This window comes from Nocardia sp. NBC_01377 (assembly GCF_045040005.1).
GTDB lineage: Bacteria > Actinomycetota > Actinomycetes > Mycobacteriales > Mycobacteriaceae > Nocardia > Nocardia noduli.
The window spans coordinates 5,559,064-5,574,690 of sequence record NZ_CP109566.1 but is presented as its reverse complement, the minus strand read 5'-3'; the positions used below and the strand labels follow the sequence as shown (position 1 = coordinate 5,574,690).

Sequence of the window (15,627 nt, the reverse complement as noted above, 5' to 3'; positions counted from 1 at the left end):
CTAACAGGGGTGCACGGCCGGGCAGAAGGGTTGTAATCAGCGGGATTCACGTCGTGGACCCGCTGCTAGGGCCGCCGGTGCTCCCGGTTTCGCACTGATTCGTCGTCCCACGCGGCCGTTCCGCGCCATAGCTCGATGACGTCGAAGGCATGCGCATCCTCAGTGTGGAACAGGGATCGGAGTGCCCCGAGAAGTACGCGAATTCCTTCACCGAGCACCCTCGAACCAGCGGCCGTCGAAGCGAACAGATACCGAAGTGTGTGCTGCCGAATCTAGGATGATCAGGTGGAAGCGGACGACGCGTCCCGTGGGTGTGGTGGGCTGATGTCTTTTGATTCTCCGTTGGTGCGTCCAGCGAGTTCGGACGACTGGCGGGTCTGGCGAGAACTTCGGCTCGAGGCTCTCTCCGCTGCCCCGTATGCCTTCGCGTCGCGGCTCGAGGATTGGCAAGGCGACGGTGACCACGAGGAGCGCTGGCGTACTCGCCTGAGTATTCCGGGGTCGTGCAATCTGCTCGCCGAGTCGAACGGGCGACCGATCGGAATGGTGAGTGGCTTCTCCGGCGCGGGGGACGGCGTCATCGAGTTGGGAACGTTGTGGATCAAACCGACGGCCCGGGGGCAGGGGGTCGGCGATCGCCTGGTTCAGGCAGTCGAACAGTGGGCGGTACGAAGGCGTGCGACGGTTCTGCGGCTGACGGTCTCGCCTGACAATGAACATGCCATCGCGCTGTACCGGCGCAACGGATTCGAAGATGCCGAACGGTCGGAGGATACTCGAGCCGCCGGGTGGGGACCGAATTCGATGGCGAAGTGGTTGTGACCGAGCCGTCGCGAGCCGTTGCCGAATTCCGCGATGCGGGATCAGGCGCGCAGCGCCGACGTCATGTTCGGCATCGAAACCTCACCGGTGCGGAGGATCTACTGCGGGTGGGTGGAATTCTGGACGACCGTTCCGATGCGGACGGCGATCTGCTGCATCGCGGGCAGGATCTCGCGGATCAGGGCGTCGTTGAGGCGCACCGCCCGCGCTTGGACGCTCAGCGCGCCCCAGACCTGCCGGTCCGGGCTGAAGACGGGGACGGCGATCGAGCGGATCGGATCGGCGTCCTCGAATTCGTCGGTCTCGAACTCCTCGAGGGCGAAACCTTTGCGCCGCACGGGATCCAGGTCGGTGCGCACACCGCAGTCCGCCTGTGAGTAGGCGAGCAGGGCCCGTCCGGTGGCGCTGGAACGCAGTGGCTGACGCAGGCGCGGCAGTTGATGGCGACAGAACAGTACCGGCGGCCTGGCCTGGAAGACGGTGACGGCGTCGCTGGAATCGGCGACGCTGAGACTGGCGGTGATCTTGATCCCGGCCGCGAGCGCGTACATGTGCGGGGCGGCGGAATCGATGCCGAGGCGGGTCAGGGCGGGTCGGGCCAGGGTGGCAAGGCCGTGGCCGACCCGGTAGCGGTCGGTCAGCGGATCCTGTTCCAGCAACCGTCCCCGCACCAGTGCCTGGGCCAGGCGGTGCGCGGTGCTGACCGGAACTCCCGCCAGATGCGCCAATTGGCTGATGGAGAGTTCGGGATCGTCGCCCTCGAAGCAATTGAGCAGGTGGATGGCCCGCTCGACGGCCTGAGATCCCGAACGCGGCTTGTCGGTGTCGGCCATGACGTGGTCCTCGTATCCCGGTCCGGGCTGCTCCGGACTCGGCGAGAACTGTTCCGCTTCGTCGGCGCGCGGACAACCGTTCGACGCTGGATGCGTCTAATCCGGGTGTCCGCGTGGAAAAGCGGTAGCGGCGGCGCGGTCGAACGGTCACGCTGAGAGAGCTATGAATACGAGAGAACAACCGAACACGAGAGAACAGCCGAGACTCGGCGTCGATTTCGGCCGGGTCGTCCAAGGGGCCGCACTGGCCCCGGGCGTGGCGGATACGGTATTCCTGTCCGGGGGATTCGAGGAGGCCATGCGAACCCCGCCCAGCCCCGGTGCCTTCGACGTGCTGCCCCGGCTCGTCGAACTATTCGGCGGGCGCGCCTGGATCATCTCCAAATGTGGTCCGCGCGTTCAGGATCGGACACGGCAGTGGCTCGACCACCACGGGTTCTACGACCGGACCGGGCTGTCGCGCGACAACCTCCGTTTCTGCCGTGCGCGCGCGGAGAAGGCACGGCATTGCGCCGAGTTGTCGATCACACACATGATCGACGACCGGATCGACGTGCACGTCGCGTTGCGCGGTCTGGTGCCGAACCTGTACCTGTTCGGTGTGCAGACCGAACCGGCGCCGAACTGGGTCAGCCACACCGTGACCTGGTCGGATGTCGAAAACGCCGTCGAGGCGAGTTTCGCCGCCTGAGTGGTCGGAATACGCGAATTCGAGCGGGCGCGCCGGTGCACGGACGGCGTCACGGCGGTGAATATCGGGCAGGCGGGGCGGCGAACGCGTTCGAGTGGGTGGATCGACGGCCCGACGCATGTATCCTTTGCGAGGAAGCTTTGTGCTGGCCTTTCTCGGCAGCGCATTCGGAGTCTGCGGTGAAGATCTCCCCGCAGCGATATGGAGGAGGTGGGGTTGCCATGCGCAGCGAACCTCCGAGTCGAAAGCCGCGCGGCGCCGCTCTTTCGTACTGACCGAGCTTTCTTCGAACAGCCTTCGCTGTGATCCGGTCGTGAGCGGTCGCCTCGCGGTGTGACTTCGTGTCATCGATTCACCCGTCACTCGTCGCTGTGCTGAGGACCACCCATGTCGCAGACCGATCTCGTCGAAGTACGCCCGACGCTGTCCGAATCTCTCAACGACATCGTCGAAAGTCACCGTGTCGACGCCGCGCTCGACTGGCTCGGCAACCATCCGCCGCATGTCATCGCGGACCAGTTGGCCCGCATGGACGCCGTGCAGGCGGGTGTCGCCTTCCGCCTGCTCGGTAAGGATCTCGCCCTCGCCGTCTTCGAGGAACTCGAACCGGTCGACCAGCAGCAGATCCTCCAGGGCCTGCGCGACCAGAGTTTTCGCGAACTCGTCGAGGGCATGGCCCCCGACGATCGCGCGCGGATGCTGCACGAGGCGCCCGCGAAGGTCGCCAAGAAGGTGCTGGCAGGTCTGAGTCCGCGCGAGCGTCGCATGACGGCCGCGCTGCTCGGCTACCCGGAGGGGTCCGTCGGACTGTTCATGACACCGGAAGTCGTTGCGCTGCCGCGCGATCTGACCGTCGCCGACGCCCTGCACACCGTTCGCGCCAAGGGCACCAACGCCGAGACCGTCTACACGCTCCCGGTCGTGGACGCGGGCCGCAGGCTCATCGGGATCGTGGAACTGCGCGAACTGGTGCTGAGCGAACCCGACACCATGGTGTCCGAACTCGTGGTGACCGAACCCGCCTTCGTGCGGGCGACCGATTCCGCCGAACGCGCCGCGCGACTGATGCGCGAAACCAACGATCTCAACCTGCCGGTCGTCGACAGCGAGGACCGCCTGGTCGGGCTGCTCACCTTCGACGACGCGGTCGAGGTCATCGAGGCCGCCGACAGCGAGGACGTGGCCAAGCAGGCCGGGTCCGCGCCGTGGGCCGGGCACTACATGGCCGCCGGTGTGTTCCAGCTCGCCCGCTACCGGGCGCTGTGGCTGCTGTTGTTGCTGCTCGCGGCGACGCTCACGGTGAGCGTGACCGATTTCTTCCAGGGGACCCTGGAACAGGCCGCTCACCTCGCTCTTTTCATCCCACTGCTCATCGGAGCGGGAGGAAACGCGGGTGCGCAGGCCGCGACGTCGTGTGTGCGCGCGGTCGCGGTCGGCGAGGTGCGCGGCTCGGATCTGTTCAAGGTGATCTGGCGGGAATGCCGCGTCGGACTGGTGCTGGGCGCGATGCTCGCCAGCGCGGGCGTGGTGATCGGCGCGATCTTCGTCGGGACGAAGATCGCCGTCGTCGTCGGTATCACGCTGATCCTGATCTGCGGCTGGGCGGCCACCATCGGCGGCACGATGCCGTTGCTGGCGAAGAAGTTCCGTATCGATCCGGCCGTGGTCTCCGCCCCGATGGTGACCACTCTCGTGGACGCCACCGGTCTCATCATCTACTTCACCACCGCCAAAATCGTCCTCGGCATCTGAATCGACCACTCCGCGCCGGGCCTGCGCGGAGTGGTCGGCCTTTCTCGTTCACGGCGAACTCGCGGCTACGTCCCAGGGTGTGCCGAGTGGCGCCGCATAGCGTCGGTGGCACCGAAACGACGAGTGGAGAGCAAACATGGGCGTAGCACGCCGTAGCGGCAGGGATGACGGGGCGCACGAGCACGATCTGGGGCTGGCGCACGATCTGAAGGTGATGGTGTCCCGCAGGCGCGCGCTGTACTTCCTCGGCGCGGCGGGTGCGGCGACGGTGGCGGCGGGTTGTTCCTCCTCCGACACGACGGGTTCGACATCGACGAGCACGTCATCGGAAACGTCCGCCGCGGTGGCGGCGACTCCGCAGGAAACCGCGGGACCCTATCCGGGCGACGGCTCGAACGGGCCGAACATCCTCATCGAATCCGGTGTGGTGCGTTCCGATATCAGAACCAGTTTCGGGTCGTATTCCGGAGTCGCGCAGGGAGTTCCGACCGAGATCCGGCTGACATTGCAGGATCTGACTCGCGGCGCCGCGGCGGGCGAGGGCATGGCCGTCTACCTCTGGCATTGCGACAGAGCGGGGAAGTACTCGCTCTACAGCGAGGGAGTCACCGACCAGAACTATCTGCGTGGAGTCCAGGTGGCCGACGCGTCCGGCTCGGTCACCTTCACCTCGATCTTCCCCGCCTGCTACGACGGCCGCTGGCCTCACATCCACTTCGAGGTCTACGACACCCTCGAATCCGCGGTGGCCGGTGCGAACGCCCGGCTGACCTCCCAGATCGCCCTGCCGCAGGATGTCTGCGAATCCGTCTACGCCTACGATTCCGGCTACTCCGCCAGCACCCGCAACATGTCGGGCGTCACACTCGCCTCCGACAACGTCTTCGGTGACGGCTGGGACGCGGAACTGGCGAAGATCTCCGGCAGCCCGGCGAACGGCCTCACCGTTTCGCTCACCGTGGGCGTCGCGGCGAAATCGCAGAACACGCAGTCCGGCAACGGTTCCGGACCCGCACCCGGCGCGGGTGGCCGCCCTCCCGGTGGCACACCCCCGGGCGGGCGCCCGCCGGGCCGGTGAAACTCGCGGGCCGTTCTCCCGTGAACAGTCGCCGCGCCGGGATATAGCTGTCGGTACGACGAAGGCCTCGCCGGAGCGAGGCCTTCGTGTGTGGAGATGGGCTCAGAACTCCCAGTCCTCGTCCTCGGTGTTCACGGCTTTGCCGATGACGTAGCTGGAGCCCGACCCGGAGAAGAAGTCGTGATTCTCGTCGGCATTGGGGGACAGGGCCGAGAGGATGGCCGGATTCACGTCCGTCTCGTCCTTGGGGAACAGTCCCTCGTAGCCGAGATTCATCAGCGCCTTGTTGGCGTTGTAGCGCAGGAACTTCTTGACGTCCTCGGTGAGGCCGACTTCGTCGTAGAGATCCTGGGTGTACTCGACCTCGTTGTCGTACAGCTCGAACAGCAGCTCGAAGGTGTAGTCCTTGAGCGATTCGCGTTCGGCCTGGGAGACCAGCTCCAAGCCCTTCTGGTACTTGTAGCCGATGTAGTAGCCGTGCACGGCCTCGTCGCGAATGATCAGGCGGATCACATCGGCGGTGTTGGTGAGCTTGGCCCGCGAGGACCAGTGCATCGGCAGGTAGAAGCCGGAGTAGAACAGGAAACTCTCGAGCAGCGTGGAGGCGACCTTGCGTTTGAGCGGGTCGTCACCGTTGTAGTAGTGCAGCACGATCTCGGCCTTGCGCTGCAGATTCCGGTTCTCCTCCGACCACCGGAACGCGTCATCGATCTCGCGCGTCGAGCACAGCGTCGAGAAGATGGAGCTGTAGCTCTTGGCGTGCACGGATTCCATGAACGCGATATTGGTGAGCACCGCCTCCTCGTGCGGGGTCAACGCGTCGGGGATCAGGCTGACCGCGCCCACGGTGCCCTGGATGGTGTCGAGCAGCGTGAGGCCGGTGAACACCCGCATCGTCAGCTGCTTCTCGTCGGCGGTGAGGGTGTTCCACGAGGGGATGTCATTGGACACCGGAACCTTTTCCGGCAGCCAGAAGTTGCCGGTCAACCGGTCCCAGACTTCGGCATCCTTCTCGTCGGGCACCCGATTCCAGTTGATGGCCGACACCCGATCGATCAGTTTCATCCTGCCTCCACACCTTTCCGCTGAGCACGCTACCGTCACGGATTCGTCGCACCGAACACTACTCCTAGTGGGTGACATGTCCATGCAGCACAACACCTTGTGTCATGGTGAAATGTGTCGGAGAGGAGAAACGTCGGGCGACATCGCCTGCGGCACCTCATTGTGCGGTACGTCCGCGTCGGCGCACGCGGGGGTATGCCTCGGCGGCCGAATCGATCGCTGAGAACTTGCTGCGCCACCGCGAAAAGTGGTCACGGCGACGGGGTCTGTTTGCCGGAGGCGTCGGGGGATCCGTCCGCGTGTGTATAGGCATCTATACACACGCGACACGCTTCCGTCGAATCCGGACGAATTGTCCGCTAACGGAATTCGGACCGATATGGACTCGGGTGGCGTGGCCGATAACGGGTGGTCAGCCTCCGCCCGCACCGGCGGCGCGCGGCGATTCGGCGCACGTCGGGCCGTCGGGGTGAGACCACCGGCGAACCCTGTCCGGCAATGAAGATCACACAACCGTATTGTCGGGTTGCGTACGTACGATACGGCCGTACTGCTGCTGTACGAGGGGGCCCGGCGATGTCCGCACCAACCGATCCGGATATGAACGACCTGCTCGGCAAACTCGCACGGATTCCGAGCGGGCGCCGGAGCAAATGGGTCGTGCTCGGCGTGTGGATCATCGCGTTGTTCGCCCTGTTCCCGCTGGCGGGCAAACTCACCGACGCGCAGCAGAACGACAGCGTGAACTGGCTGCCGGACAGCGCCGAATCCACCCAGGCGTATCGGCTGGCGGAATCTTTCGGCAACAGCGAGCAGATCCCGCTGGTGCTGGTCTACGAGCGCACCGGCGGCATCACCGAAGCCGACCGGACGGCGATCGCCGCCGACGCGCGCCGGGCCGCCCAGGTCGAGCACGTGGTCGCGGACAAGATCTTCGGTCCGATCCAGTCCGATGACGGTCAGGCGGTGGAGGTCCTGGTCCCGATCGAGATGGGCGCCGAGGGCTGGAGCCGGCTGGCGGTCGTGGTCGAGGAGATCAAGGACGCGGCGGGCGAACGGCCCGAAGGGCTCTCCCTGCACGCCACCGGTCCCGCGGGGTTCGGCGCCGAATTCGGTGAGGCCTTCGCGCAGATCGACGGCCTGCTGCTGTACGCGGCCGCGGCCGTGGTCATCGTGATCCTGCTGCTCACCTACGGCCCCATGCTGTGGGTCCTGCCGCTGCTGGCCGCGGGTTTCGCGCTGATGATCGCGCAGGGGGCCGTCTTCGGGGCGACGGAAGTCGGTCTGACCATGAACGCGCAGAGCCAGGCGATCCTGGCCGTTCTCGTCTTCGGCGCGGGCACCGACTACGCGCTGCTGCTCGTGGCTCGATATCGCGAGGAATTGTGTCGTCACGAGGACAGACACGAAGCCATGGCCGTCGCGCTGCATCGGGCCGGACCGGCCGTGCTCGCCAGCGGTGTCACCGTCATCATCGCCATGCTGGCGCTGCTGGTGGCGGAATTGAACTCGACCAAGGGCATCGGCCCGGTCTGCGCGATCGGCGTCGCCGTCGCGTTGCTGGCCATGCTCACCCTGCTGCCCGCGCTGCTCGTCATCGTCGGCCGGTGGATCTTCTGGCCGCGCCACCCGAGTTTCGGAAGCGTCAATCACACCGAATCCGGAATCTGGGCCAGGGTCGGATTCGCCGTCAACCGCAGGCCGCGCACCGTGTGGATCGGCACCGCGCTCGCGCTCGGCGCGCTGGCGCTGGGAACCATCGGCCTGAAGTCCAACGGCATCGCGAACAAGGACGCCTTCGTCGGAAGTTCCGAGGCGGTCGACGGAACCGAAGTCCTGGAACGGCATTTCGACGCGGGCACGGGTAACCCCGTCATCGTCATCGGTCAGGCCGCGCGCGCCGACGCCGTCATCTCGGCGCTGCGGTCGACCGAGGGCATCACCGCCACCGCCCAACCGGTGGTCAAGGACGGACTGGTCTACGTCGAGGGCACGATGGCGGACCCGCCGGACAGTCCGGCCGCCGACGCCACCGTCGATCGGGTACGTGCCGCCGTGCACGTGGCCGACCCCGATGCCAAGGTCGGCGGGCAGACGGCGGTGCTGCTCGACATCAAACGCGCGGTGTCGCACGACAACAAGGTCATCGTGCCGTTGGTACTCGCCATCGTCATGGTGATCCTGATGCTGCTGCTGCGTTCGGTGCTCGCCCCGGTCCTGCTGACCGGCACGGTGGTGCTGTCCTATTTCGCCGCGCTCGGATTGAGCCGCTGGATCTTCGACCTGCTCGGATTCGAGGGCACCGATCCCGGGCTTCCGCTGCTGGCCTTCGTCTTCCTGGTGGCGCTCGGCATCGACTACAACATCTTCCTGATGTCGCGGGTGCACGAGGAGGCGGTCAAACACCGCACCAAGGCCGGTGCGCTGATCGGACTCGCGGCGACCGGCGGCGTGATCACCTCGGCCGGACTCGTGCTCGCCGGCACCTTCGCGGTGTTCGCGACGCTGTCCGTGGTGAGTTTCGCCCAGATGGGCATTCTCATCGCCCTCGGCGTCCTGCTCGACACCATCATCGTGCGGTCGATCCTGGTCACCGCGCTGACGCTGGATATCGGCGACCGGGTCTGGTGGCCGAGCGCGCTGTCACGCCCGAGCGCGGAGGCGAAGGCCGAACCCGAGGCCAGCCTGATCGACTGAGCCTCCGGTTCTGTCGGTGACGTTTCAGTCGGTGACGTAGCCGTTGAGCGTGCCCCGCAGATCGAACAGCAGGGCGCGCGCGGCGGTGAGCCCGTCGCCGTTCCAGACCGAATCCTCGACGGCGAAGACGCGGTGGTCGGTGGCGGCGCCCAGATCCTTCCACTCGTCGGTGCGCAGGACCTTCGCGCCGTACTCGCGTCCGTCCTCGCCCGCGAAGTCGACGTAGATGATGTCGCCCTCGGCCCGGGTCGCGAATTCGTCGGAGGTGATGTCGGCGGAGGCGCCGCGTTGCGCGGTTGGCCGCTGCACACCCGCGTCGGCGAGCACCTGTCCGGCGAAACTGTCGTTGCCCTGGATCCGGACGGTGCCGGGGGTGAAGCGCAGCACCGAGGCCTGACTCTGGTTGGCGGCGATGGAATTACCGACCTCGCGCGCTTCGATGCGGTAGTCCTCCAGGGCGCGGCCTGCGGCGCCGCGCCGGTTCATACCCGCGGCGAGGGCGGTGAACTCCGCCTGCCAGCTCGTGGAATCACCGACGAGAACGGTGGGAGCGATACGCTGCAACCCGTCGAAACTCGCTGTCGGGGCAGGAGTTTCGCCGAGTATGAGATCGGGCTTCAGTTCGGCGATCTTCGCGAGATCGGGCTGTCCGGTCGCGCCGACCCCGGGGATCTCGGTGACGCCGTACCCGAGATATTCGGGCTGGGGGCGCGGTCCGTCCAGGGTCGCCGCGCCGACGACGCGTTCCCACAGGCCGAGCGCGCACGCGGCGTCCAGCGCCGAGGTGCTCAGGACGACGATGCGCTGCGGATCGGCGGGTACGTCGCTGACACCGGAGGCGTGGGTCACCGACACGGTGCCGCCCGCCTGATCGGGCGCGCTCGGCAGCGGGCAGGCCTTGGAGGTGTCGCGGTCGAGTCCGACCACGCCCGCGCCCGCGATATTGGTGGTGGTGCGGATGATCGAACTCGGATCGTCGGTCTGCCCGGCACAGCCTGCGAGCGATAGCGCGGCACAGGCCGCTGCCACGGCGGCCGTGCCGTATCGGGTGGCGGTTGTGCGATTTCGGATGGTTACGAGTGCGCTCACCGGCATGCGAGCGAGGGTACATTGCCGGATCGCGCCGCTCCGAGTCGGCGGGGCGGGCGGTCGGGGCCCGGCTCCCGCCGCGCGAGGCGTTCCGGGAGCCGGGCCCCGACGAACCGATCACACCACGTCGCCGCCCAGGCTGAAACGCGCTCCGGTGGCATCGGCGACCGAGGCCATGCGGCCGTAAGGGGTGTCCTCGGCCGGGGCGAGAATCGTGCCGCCGAGTTCGACCACCTTCGCGACGGCCTTGTCGACATCGTCGGCGCCGAAGTAGACGGTCCAGCCCGCGGGGGCCTCCTCGGGCAGGACCGAAGCATCCATGACACCGCCGCGCATCGGGCTCATCGAATGGATGGTGGTGTAGCGGAATCCGGGCTGTTCGGGCATGGCGAGGGTGTCGTCCCAGCCGAAGACATCGCGATAGAAGTCGAGTGCCTTTTCGTAGCGCCGCGAATGCAGTTCGAACCAAGACGGCGCGCCGTCGTGATCGCGCCATTTCCCGTCGTTGACGATGGCGGCGGTCTCGATGCCGGGGAAGGTGCCCGCCTGCCAGATGCCGACGCCCGCCTCGCCCGGATCGCCGAGCACCGCCATCACCCCGAGATCGCCCACCTCCATCGGCGGGACGACGATCGTGCCGCCGTGCGCCGTGGCCTTGTCCGCGGTGGCGCGCGCGTCGGGCGAGGCCAGGTAGACCGTCCACTGATCCGGGCCCTGCGGGCTGTCGGGCATCTTGCCCATGCCGCCCGCGACAGCCTTGCCGTTCTTACGGAAGGTGATGTAGCCGCCGAATTCCGGTCCGCCACGTTCGGCGGTCCAGCCGAAGAGTTCGCCGTAGAAGGCGATGCTGCGGTCGGGATCGGCGGTGTAGAGGTCGACCCAAACCGGGTCGCCTGCCTGGGGGTGCTTCATGGTCGGTCTCTCCTTGCAGGTCGTCGAACACTGGTAGGGGTGGAGACGTCAACGTGGGGCGGAACTCATCGGTGCACGCCAGGTCGGTTCCGCGGCGGCAGGCACTTTCGTTGTCTCTAACGAAATACGACAGAGAGTAGGACCCGCGCGGACCGACGGGGCTGCACGGTTTACGATCACATGAGCGCAAGCGAACTGTCGTCTGTTCCGGTCACGGAATGGATCCAAGCAGCGGAGCCTGCAAAGCGACCTACAGGCATCTTCAGGAGGATCAGTGACTGCGGTAGAGCCCAGACCAGTCCCTCAGTTGGAAGCGACTCGACCGTATCCGGCTCGGACCGGGCCGAAGGGTTCTTTCCTGTACAAGATGGTCACGACGACCGACCCCAAGGTCCTCGGCGTCATGTACCTGGTGACCGCGACGAGCTTTTTCCTCATCGGTGGTCTGATGGCGCTGCTCATGCGTGCCGAGCTGGCGCGCCCGGGCCTGCAGTTCCTCTCGACCGAGCAGTTCAACCAGCTGTTCACCATGCACGGCACGATCATGCTGCTGTTCTACGCGACCGCGATCGTCTTCGGTTTCGCCAATATCGTGCTGCCGTTGCAGATCGGCGCGCCCGACGTCGCCTTCCCGCGACTGAACGCCTTCAGCTACTGGCTGTACCTGTTCGGCGCCAGCATGGCGACCGCGGGTTTCATCACCCCCGGCGGCGCCGCGGACTTCGGCTGGACGGCGTACGTGCCGCTGACCGACATTCTGCACTCGCCCGGTGTCGGCACCGACCTGTGGATCCTCGGCCTGGCGGTCTCCGGTCTGGGCACCATCCTCGGCGGCGTCAACATGCTCACCACCGTGGTCTGCCTGCGCGCTCCCGGCATGACCATGTTCCGCATGCCGATCTTCACCTGGAACATCGCCGTGACCAGCGTGCTCGTGCTGCTCGCGTTCCCGCTGCTCACCGCCGCGCTGTTCGGCCTCGCCTACGACCGTCACCTCGGCGGGCACATCTACGACCCGGCCACCGGCGGCATCCTGCTGTACCAGCACCTGTTCTGGTTCTTCGGGCATCCCGAGGTGTACATCATCGCGCTGCCGTTCTTCGGCATCGTCTCGGAGATCTTCCCGGTCTTCTCGCGTAAGCCGATCTTCGGTTACACCACGCTGGTCTACGCCACGCTCGGTATCGCCGCGCTGTCGATCGCGGTGTGGGCGCACCACATGTACGCCACCGGCGCGGTGCTGCTCCCGTACTTCTCGTTCATGACCTTCCTGATCGCGGTGCCGACCGGCGTGAAGTTCTTCAACTGGATCGGCACCATGTGGCGCGGTCAGTTGACGTTCGAATCGCCGATGCTGTGGTCGCTCGGCTTCCTGGTGACCTTCCTCTTCGGTGGTCTGTCGGGCGTCATCCTGGCCTCGCCGCCGCTGGACTTCCACGTCACCGACTCGTACTTCGTCGTCGCGCACTTCCACTACGTGCTCTTCGGCACCATCGTGTTCGCCACCTTCGCGGGCATCTACTTCTGGTTCCCGAAGATCACCGGCCGCATGATGGACGAGCGCCTGGCGAAGTGGCATTTCTGGACGACCTTCATCGGCTTCCACACCACCTTCCTTGTGCAGCACTGGCTGGGCGCGGAGGGTATGCCGCGCCGCTACGCCGACTACCTGCCCTCGGACGGTTTCACCACGCTGAACACCATCTCCACCATCGGCGCGTTCATCCTCGGCAGTTCGATGCTCCCGTTCATCTGGAACGTCTTCAAGAGCTTCCGCTACGGCGAGGTCGTCACGGTCGACGATCCGTGGGGTTACGGCAACTCGCTCGAATGGGCGACCACCTGCCCGCCGCCGCGGCACAATTTCTACGAGCTGCCGCGCATCCGCTCCGAGCGTCCCGCGTTCGAACTGCACTACCCGCACATGGTCGATCGCATGCGGGCCGAGGCCCACGTCGGCTGGGGTTCGGGCAAACACGCCACCGACGTCCACGAGGGCGCGGTAGCCACCAAGTAGAGCCGATGCCGCGACTCGGGGTCACGGACCCACGCGGTCGTGCCGCGCACTAGGATTCGTACGACGAGTGTGCACCCGCTGGTCATCCAGCGGGTGCACACTCGTTTGGTGAGGTAGAAGCCCCGAATGGTAGCGACAACGGTGACGCGGCACAGGGAGAGGGCGTACAGGACTTGGAGCACATCGACTTGGCTGACACCATCGTTCTCGTCACCGTGACCGGACCGGACCGACCCGGCGTGACGTCGGTACTGCTCACGGCGATGTCGAAACATCACGTCAGCCTGTTGGACGTGGAACAGGTCGTCATCCGCGGACATCTGACCCTCGGCGTCCTCGTCACCTGCCCCGGCGATCCCGAATCGTTGCAGGACCAGGTCGAGGAAGCGATGAGCACCGTCGGCATGCACGTCGACGTCGACGTGGACGCGCGCATCGGCAGGCAGCCCATGTCGACCCACGCGGTGGTCGTTCTCGGCAGCCCGGTCACCGCGCACGCCTTCAGCGCCGTCTCGCGACAGCTCGCCGTCCTCGGCGCGAATATCGACACCATTCGCGGTATCGCCGACTACCCGGTGACGGGTATGGAACTGATGGTCACCGCGACCGACACCGGCGCCGACACGGATTCGCGGCTGCGCACGGCGCTGGCCGAGGTCGCGGTGGCCGAGCAGATCGACGTCGCGGTGGAACGGGCCGGACTGGCGCGCCGGAGCAAGCGCCTGATCGTGTTCGATGTCGACTCGACCCTCATCCAGGGCGAGGTCATCGAGATGCTCGCCGCGCACGCGGGAGTCGAGGAACAGGTCAGGGAAGTCACCGAAGCGGCGATGCGCGGCGAGATGGATTTTGCCGAATCGCTGCGTCAGCGGGTGGCCACCCTGGAGGGCCTGGACGAATCGGTCATCGAAGAGGTGGCCGACCGCATCGAGCTCACGCCGGGCGCCCGTACGACCATCCGCACCCTGCGCCGCATCGGTTTCCGGTGCGGTGTGGTGTCAGGCGGCTTCCGTCAGGTGATCGAGCCGCTCGCGCACGAACTGGAACTGGATTTCGTGAAGGCCAACACCCTGGAGATCATCGACGGCAAGCTGACCGGCCGGGTCGTGGGCGAGATCGTCGACCGGGCCTTCAAGGCGACGGCCCTGCGCGCGTTCGCCGCCGAGGCCGGTGTCCCGATGGAGCAGACCGTCGCGGTCGGTGACGGCGCGAACGATATCGACATGCTCAACGCGGCAGGCTTGGGCGTCGCGTTCAACGCCAAACCCGCGCTGCGCGAAGTCGCCGACGCGGCGCTGTCGCACCCGTACCTGGACGCGGTGCTGTTCATCCTTGGTGTGACCCGCGACGAGGTCGAAGCCGCGGACGCCAGGGACGGCGGAGTGCGCCGGGTGCCGATCGTCGGCTGAACGCGGGCCGTCGTCCGGCTTGCTCGAAATCCCCACGGCGCGAGCCGATTCGGTCCATGATTTTTTCCAGGCCCGAGTCGGTAGGCTCGGGTGGTCGGCCATTCGGTGATGCGGAGGGTGGGTTGCGGGAATCCTCGTGTTGTCGCGCTGCCGCCGTCCGCCGGATGTCGAGACGGCGAGGCGGATCGCGTCGGGGCAGTTCGACGTCGGATCGGCCCATCGCCGGGAATGCGGCGGGGGATCGCCCGCTTGTGTTGGAGTACGCGCGGCCGTGGGACCACGGTGTGGAGCCCGCGCGGAAGTTCACGTCGACGCAAGGTGGAGTGAATGAGTGATCCGGACAGCGCTACCGGGACCCGGGGCGGCACGACATCGGTGACCGAATACGACGCACCCTTCGGAACGGAATGCGATCCCTACGATCCCTCGGCCGGATTCGAGGCGTTCCGCGTGCGGCACGCGGAGTTGGCGCGGGGTTACGGGGGTGCGGGTGATCCCGACGACCCGGATCAGGTGCAGGCCATGCAGATGGTGTTGCACCTGCCCAAGGCCGATCCGCCCCCGCGCAGTGCCCTGCTGGCCGCCGCCGCCTCGTCGGTGGTCGCGCTGTGCCTGGACGAGCGGGTGGGGCCGGAGGGACCGTGGGAGGACCGATATCTGGCCTGGAAGAACTCGCGCATCCGCAAGGTGGCCAGGCGTGCCCGAGGCGCGCAGTGGGCGGCGGCCGACGGGGTGGACGGCGTCACCGTCGAGGTCGACGGTGTCGCGGCGCGGGCGCTGGTTCCCGGTGCGGTCAGCACCGTCGACCCGCGGATCAGGCGGTTGCAGATCGGCGGCACCGATATGGACCACGACGAACCGGGAGCGCCGGACCCGGATCTTCCGGTGCTGTGGATCAATTCGAAGTTGGGTATGACGGTGGGCAAGGCCGCCGCCCAGGTCGGCCATGCCAGTATGTTGCTGGCGGGCGCGCTTTCGCCCGAACTCGCCTGGCGCTGGGCCTCGAGCGGCTACCGTTGTTCGGTGCGCGAGGCCGATCCGGTCCACTGGCGGTCGCTGGGGCAACGGGTGTCGGAGGGGTCGGCGGTGGCGGTGCGCGACGCGGGTTTCACCGAAATCGCTCCGGGTTCGCTGACGGTGATTACGCTGCCTGCCGAGACCTGGTGACGGCGACGTCACCCGATTAACGAAAGGCGCGCGGTAGGCGATCAGTCCGTGATCCCGGACTCCGGGTTCGGTCCCGGGGAATTCGGGTACCCGTC

The 15,627-nt window shown here is 66.7% G+C and carries 12 protein-coding genes; 8 read left to right on the top strand and 4 right to left on the bottom strand.

Going from position 1 to position 15,627, the window contains the following annotated elements; genetic code table 11:
• Positions 1 to 324 precede the first annotated feature (324 nt).
• Entirely contained in the window at positions 325 to 822 is a 498-nt protein-coding gene (locus tag OG225_RS25595) for a GNAT family N-acetyltransferase (RefSeq protein ID WP_405177603.1), read from the top strand.
• Positions 823 to 920: 98 nt separating this feature from the next.
• Here OG225_RS25595 and OG225_RS25590 read toward each other — a convergent pair whose 3' ends face one another.
• On the bottom strand, positions 921 to 1,655 hold the full coding sequence (locus tag OG225_RS25590) for an IclR family transcriptional regulator (protein WP_405177602.1): 735 nt from the start codon (positions 1,653 to 1,655) through the stop codon (positions 921 to 923).
• Between the two features lie 163 nt (positions 1,656 to 1,818).
• Between OG225_RS25590 and OG225_RS25585 the strand changes: the two genes are divergently transcribed.
• The 3 genes from OG225_RS25585 to OG225_RS25575 all read left to right on the top strand — a co-directional run bounded on the left by OG225_RS25585 (position 1,819) and on the right by OG225_RS25575 (position 5,176).
• Positions 1,819 to 2,346, top strand: coding sequence for a hypothetical protein (locus OG225_RS25585; RefSeq protein ID WP_405177601.1), 528 nt, complete (start codon positions 1,819 to 1,821; stop codon positions 2,344 to 2,346).
• A 387-nt stretch (positions 2,347 to 2,733) separates the two neighbouring features.
• Positions 2,734 to 4,098: a magnesium transporter gene (mgtE, locus tag OG225_RS25580; protein ID WP_216912014.1), complete on the top strand. Its 1,365-nt coding sequence runs from the start codon at positions 2,734 to 2,736 to the stop codon at positions 4,096 to 4,098.
• Between the two features lie 136 nt (positions 4,099 to 4,234).
• Complete coding sequence (locus OG225_RS25575; RefSeq protein WP_405177600.1) at positions 4,235 to 5,176, top strand: dioxygenase; 942 nt, start codon at positions 4,235 to 4,237, stop codon at positions 5,174 to 5,176.
• A 102-nt stretch (positions 5,177 to 5,278) separates the two neighbouring features.
• On the opposite strand, the gene nrdF is transcribed toward OG225_RS25575, so the two are convergent.
• A complete protein-coding gene (gene nrdF, locus OG225_RS25570; RefSeq protein WP_405177599.1) occupies positions 5,279 to 6,241 on the bottom strand; it encodes a class 1b ribonucleoside-diphosphate reductase subunit beta in 963 nt (320 codons plus the stop codon).
• Positions 6,242 to 6,817: 576 nt separating this feature from the next.
• On the opposite strand from nrdF, the gene OG225_RS25565 reads away from it, so the two are divergent.
• Entirely contained in the window at positions 6,818 to 8,938 is a 2,121-nt protein-coding gene (locus OG225_RS25565; protein ID WP_405177598.1) for an MMPL family transporter, read from the top strand.
• 24 nt (positions 8,939 to 8,962) lie between these two features.
• On the opposite strand, the gene OG225_RS25560 is transcribed toward OG225_RS25565, so the two are convergent.
• Positions 8,963 to 10,033: an ABC transporter substrate-binding protein gene (locus OG225_RS25560; RefSeq protein WP_405177597.1), complete on the bottom strand. Its 1,071-nt coding sequence runs from the start codon at positions 10,031 to 10,033 to the stop codon at positions 8,963 to 8,965.
• A gap of 111 nt (positions 10,034 to 10,144) precedes the next feature.
• Positions 10,145 to 10,939, bottom strand: coding sequence for a VOC family protein (locus OG225_RS25555; RefSeq protein ID WP_405177596.1), 795 nt, complete (start codon positions 10,937 to 10,939; stop codon positions 10,145 to 10,147).
• A 274-nt stretch (positions 10,940 to 11,213) separates the two neighbouring features.
• On the opposite strand from OG225_RS25555, the gene ctaD reads away from it, so the two are divergent.
• From ctaD to OG225_RS25540, 3 genes are all read left to right on the top strand, one after another.
• On the top strand, positions 11,214 to 12,956 hold the full coding sequence (ctaD, locus tag OG225_RS25550; protein ID WP_216912030.1) for a cytochrome c oxidase subunit I: 1,743 nt from the start codon (positions 11,214 to 11,216) through the stop codon (positions 12,954 to 12,956).
• 188 nt (positions 12,957 to 13,144) lie between these two features.
• A complete protein-coding gene (gene serB / locus OG225_RS25545; protein ID WP_405177595.1) occupies positions 13,145 to 14,365 on the top strand; it encodes a phosphoserine phosphatase SerB in 1,221 nt (406 codons plus the stop codon).
• A gap of 327 nt (positions 14,366 to 14,692) precedes the next feature.
• Positions 14,693 to 15,532 carry a peptidyl-tRNA hydrolase gene (locus OG225_RS25540; RefSeq protein ID WP_405177594.1) on the top strand — a complete coding sequence of 280 codons (840 nt, stop codon included), beginning with the start codon at positions 14,693 to 14,695 and terminating at the stop codon, positions 15,530 to 15,532.
• Positions 15,533 to 15,627: the final 95 nt, after the last annotated feature.

Excerpts from the sequence above, each read along its gene's own strand:
- OG225_RS25595 (WP_405177603.1), top strand. The coding sequence starts at position 325 with ATGTCTTTTGATTCTCCGTTGGTGCGTCCAGCGAGTTCGGACGACTGG.
- OG225_RS25590 (WP_405177602.1), bottom strand. The coding sequence starts at position 1,655 with ATGGCCGACACCGACAAGCCGCGTTCGGGATCTCAGGCCGTCGAGCGG.
- OG225_RS25585 (WP_405177601.1), top strand. The coding sequence starts at position 1,819 with ATGAATACGAGAGAACAACCGAACACGAGAGAACAGCCGAGACTCGGC.
- mgtE (WP_216912014.1), top strand. The coding sequence starts at position 2,734 with ATGTCGCAGACCGATCTCGTCGAAGTACGCCCGACGCTGTCCGAATCT.
- OG225_RS25575 (WP_405177600.1), top strand. The coding sequence starts at position 4,235 with ATGGGCGTAGCACGCCGTAGCGGCAGGGATGACGGGGCGCACGAGCAC.
- nrdF (WP_405177599.1), bottom strand. The coding sequence starts at position 6,241 with ATGAAACTGATCGATCGGGTGTCGGCCATCAACTGGAATCGGGTGCCC.
- OG225_RS25565 (WP_405177598.1), top strand. The coding sequence starts at position 6,818 with ATGTCCGCACCAACCGATCCGGATATGAACGACCTGCTCGGCAAACTC.
- OG225_RS25560 (WP_405177597.1), bottom strand. The coding sequence starts at position 10,033 with ATGCCGGTGAGCGCACTCGTAACCATCCGAAATCGCACAACCGCCACC.
- OG225_RS25555 (WP_405177596.1), bottom strand. The coding sequence starts at position 10,939 with ATGAAGCACCCCCAGGCAGGCGACCCGGTTTGGGTCGACCTCTACACC.
- OG225_RS25540 (WP_405177594.1), top strand. The coding sequence starts at position 14,693 with ATGAGTGATCCGGACAGCGCTACCGGGACCCGGGGCGGCACGACATCG.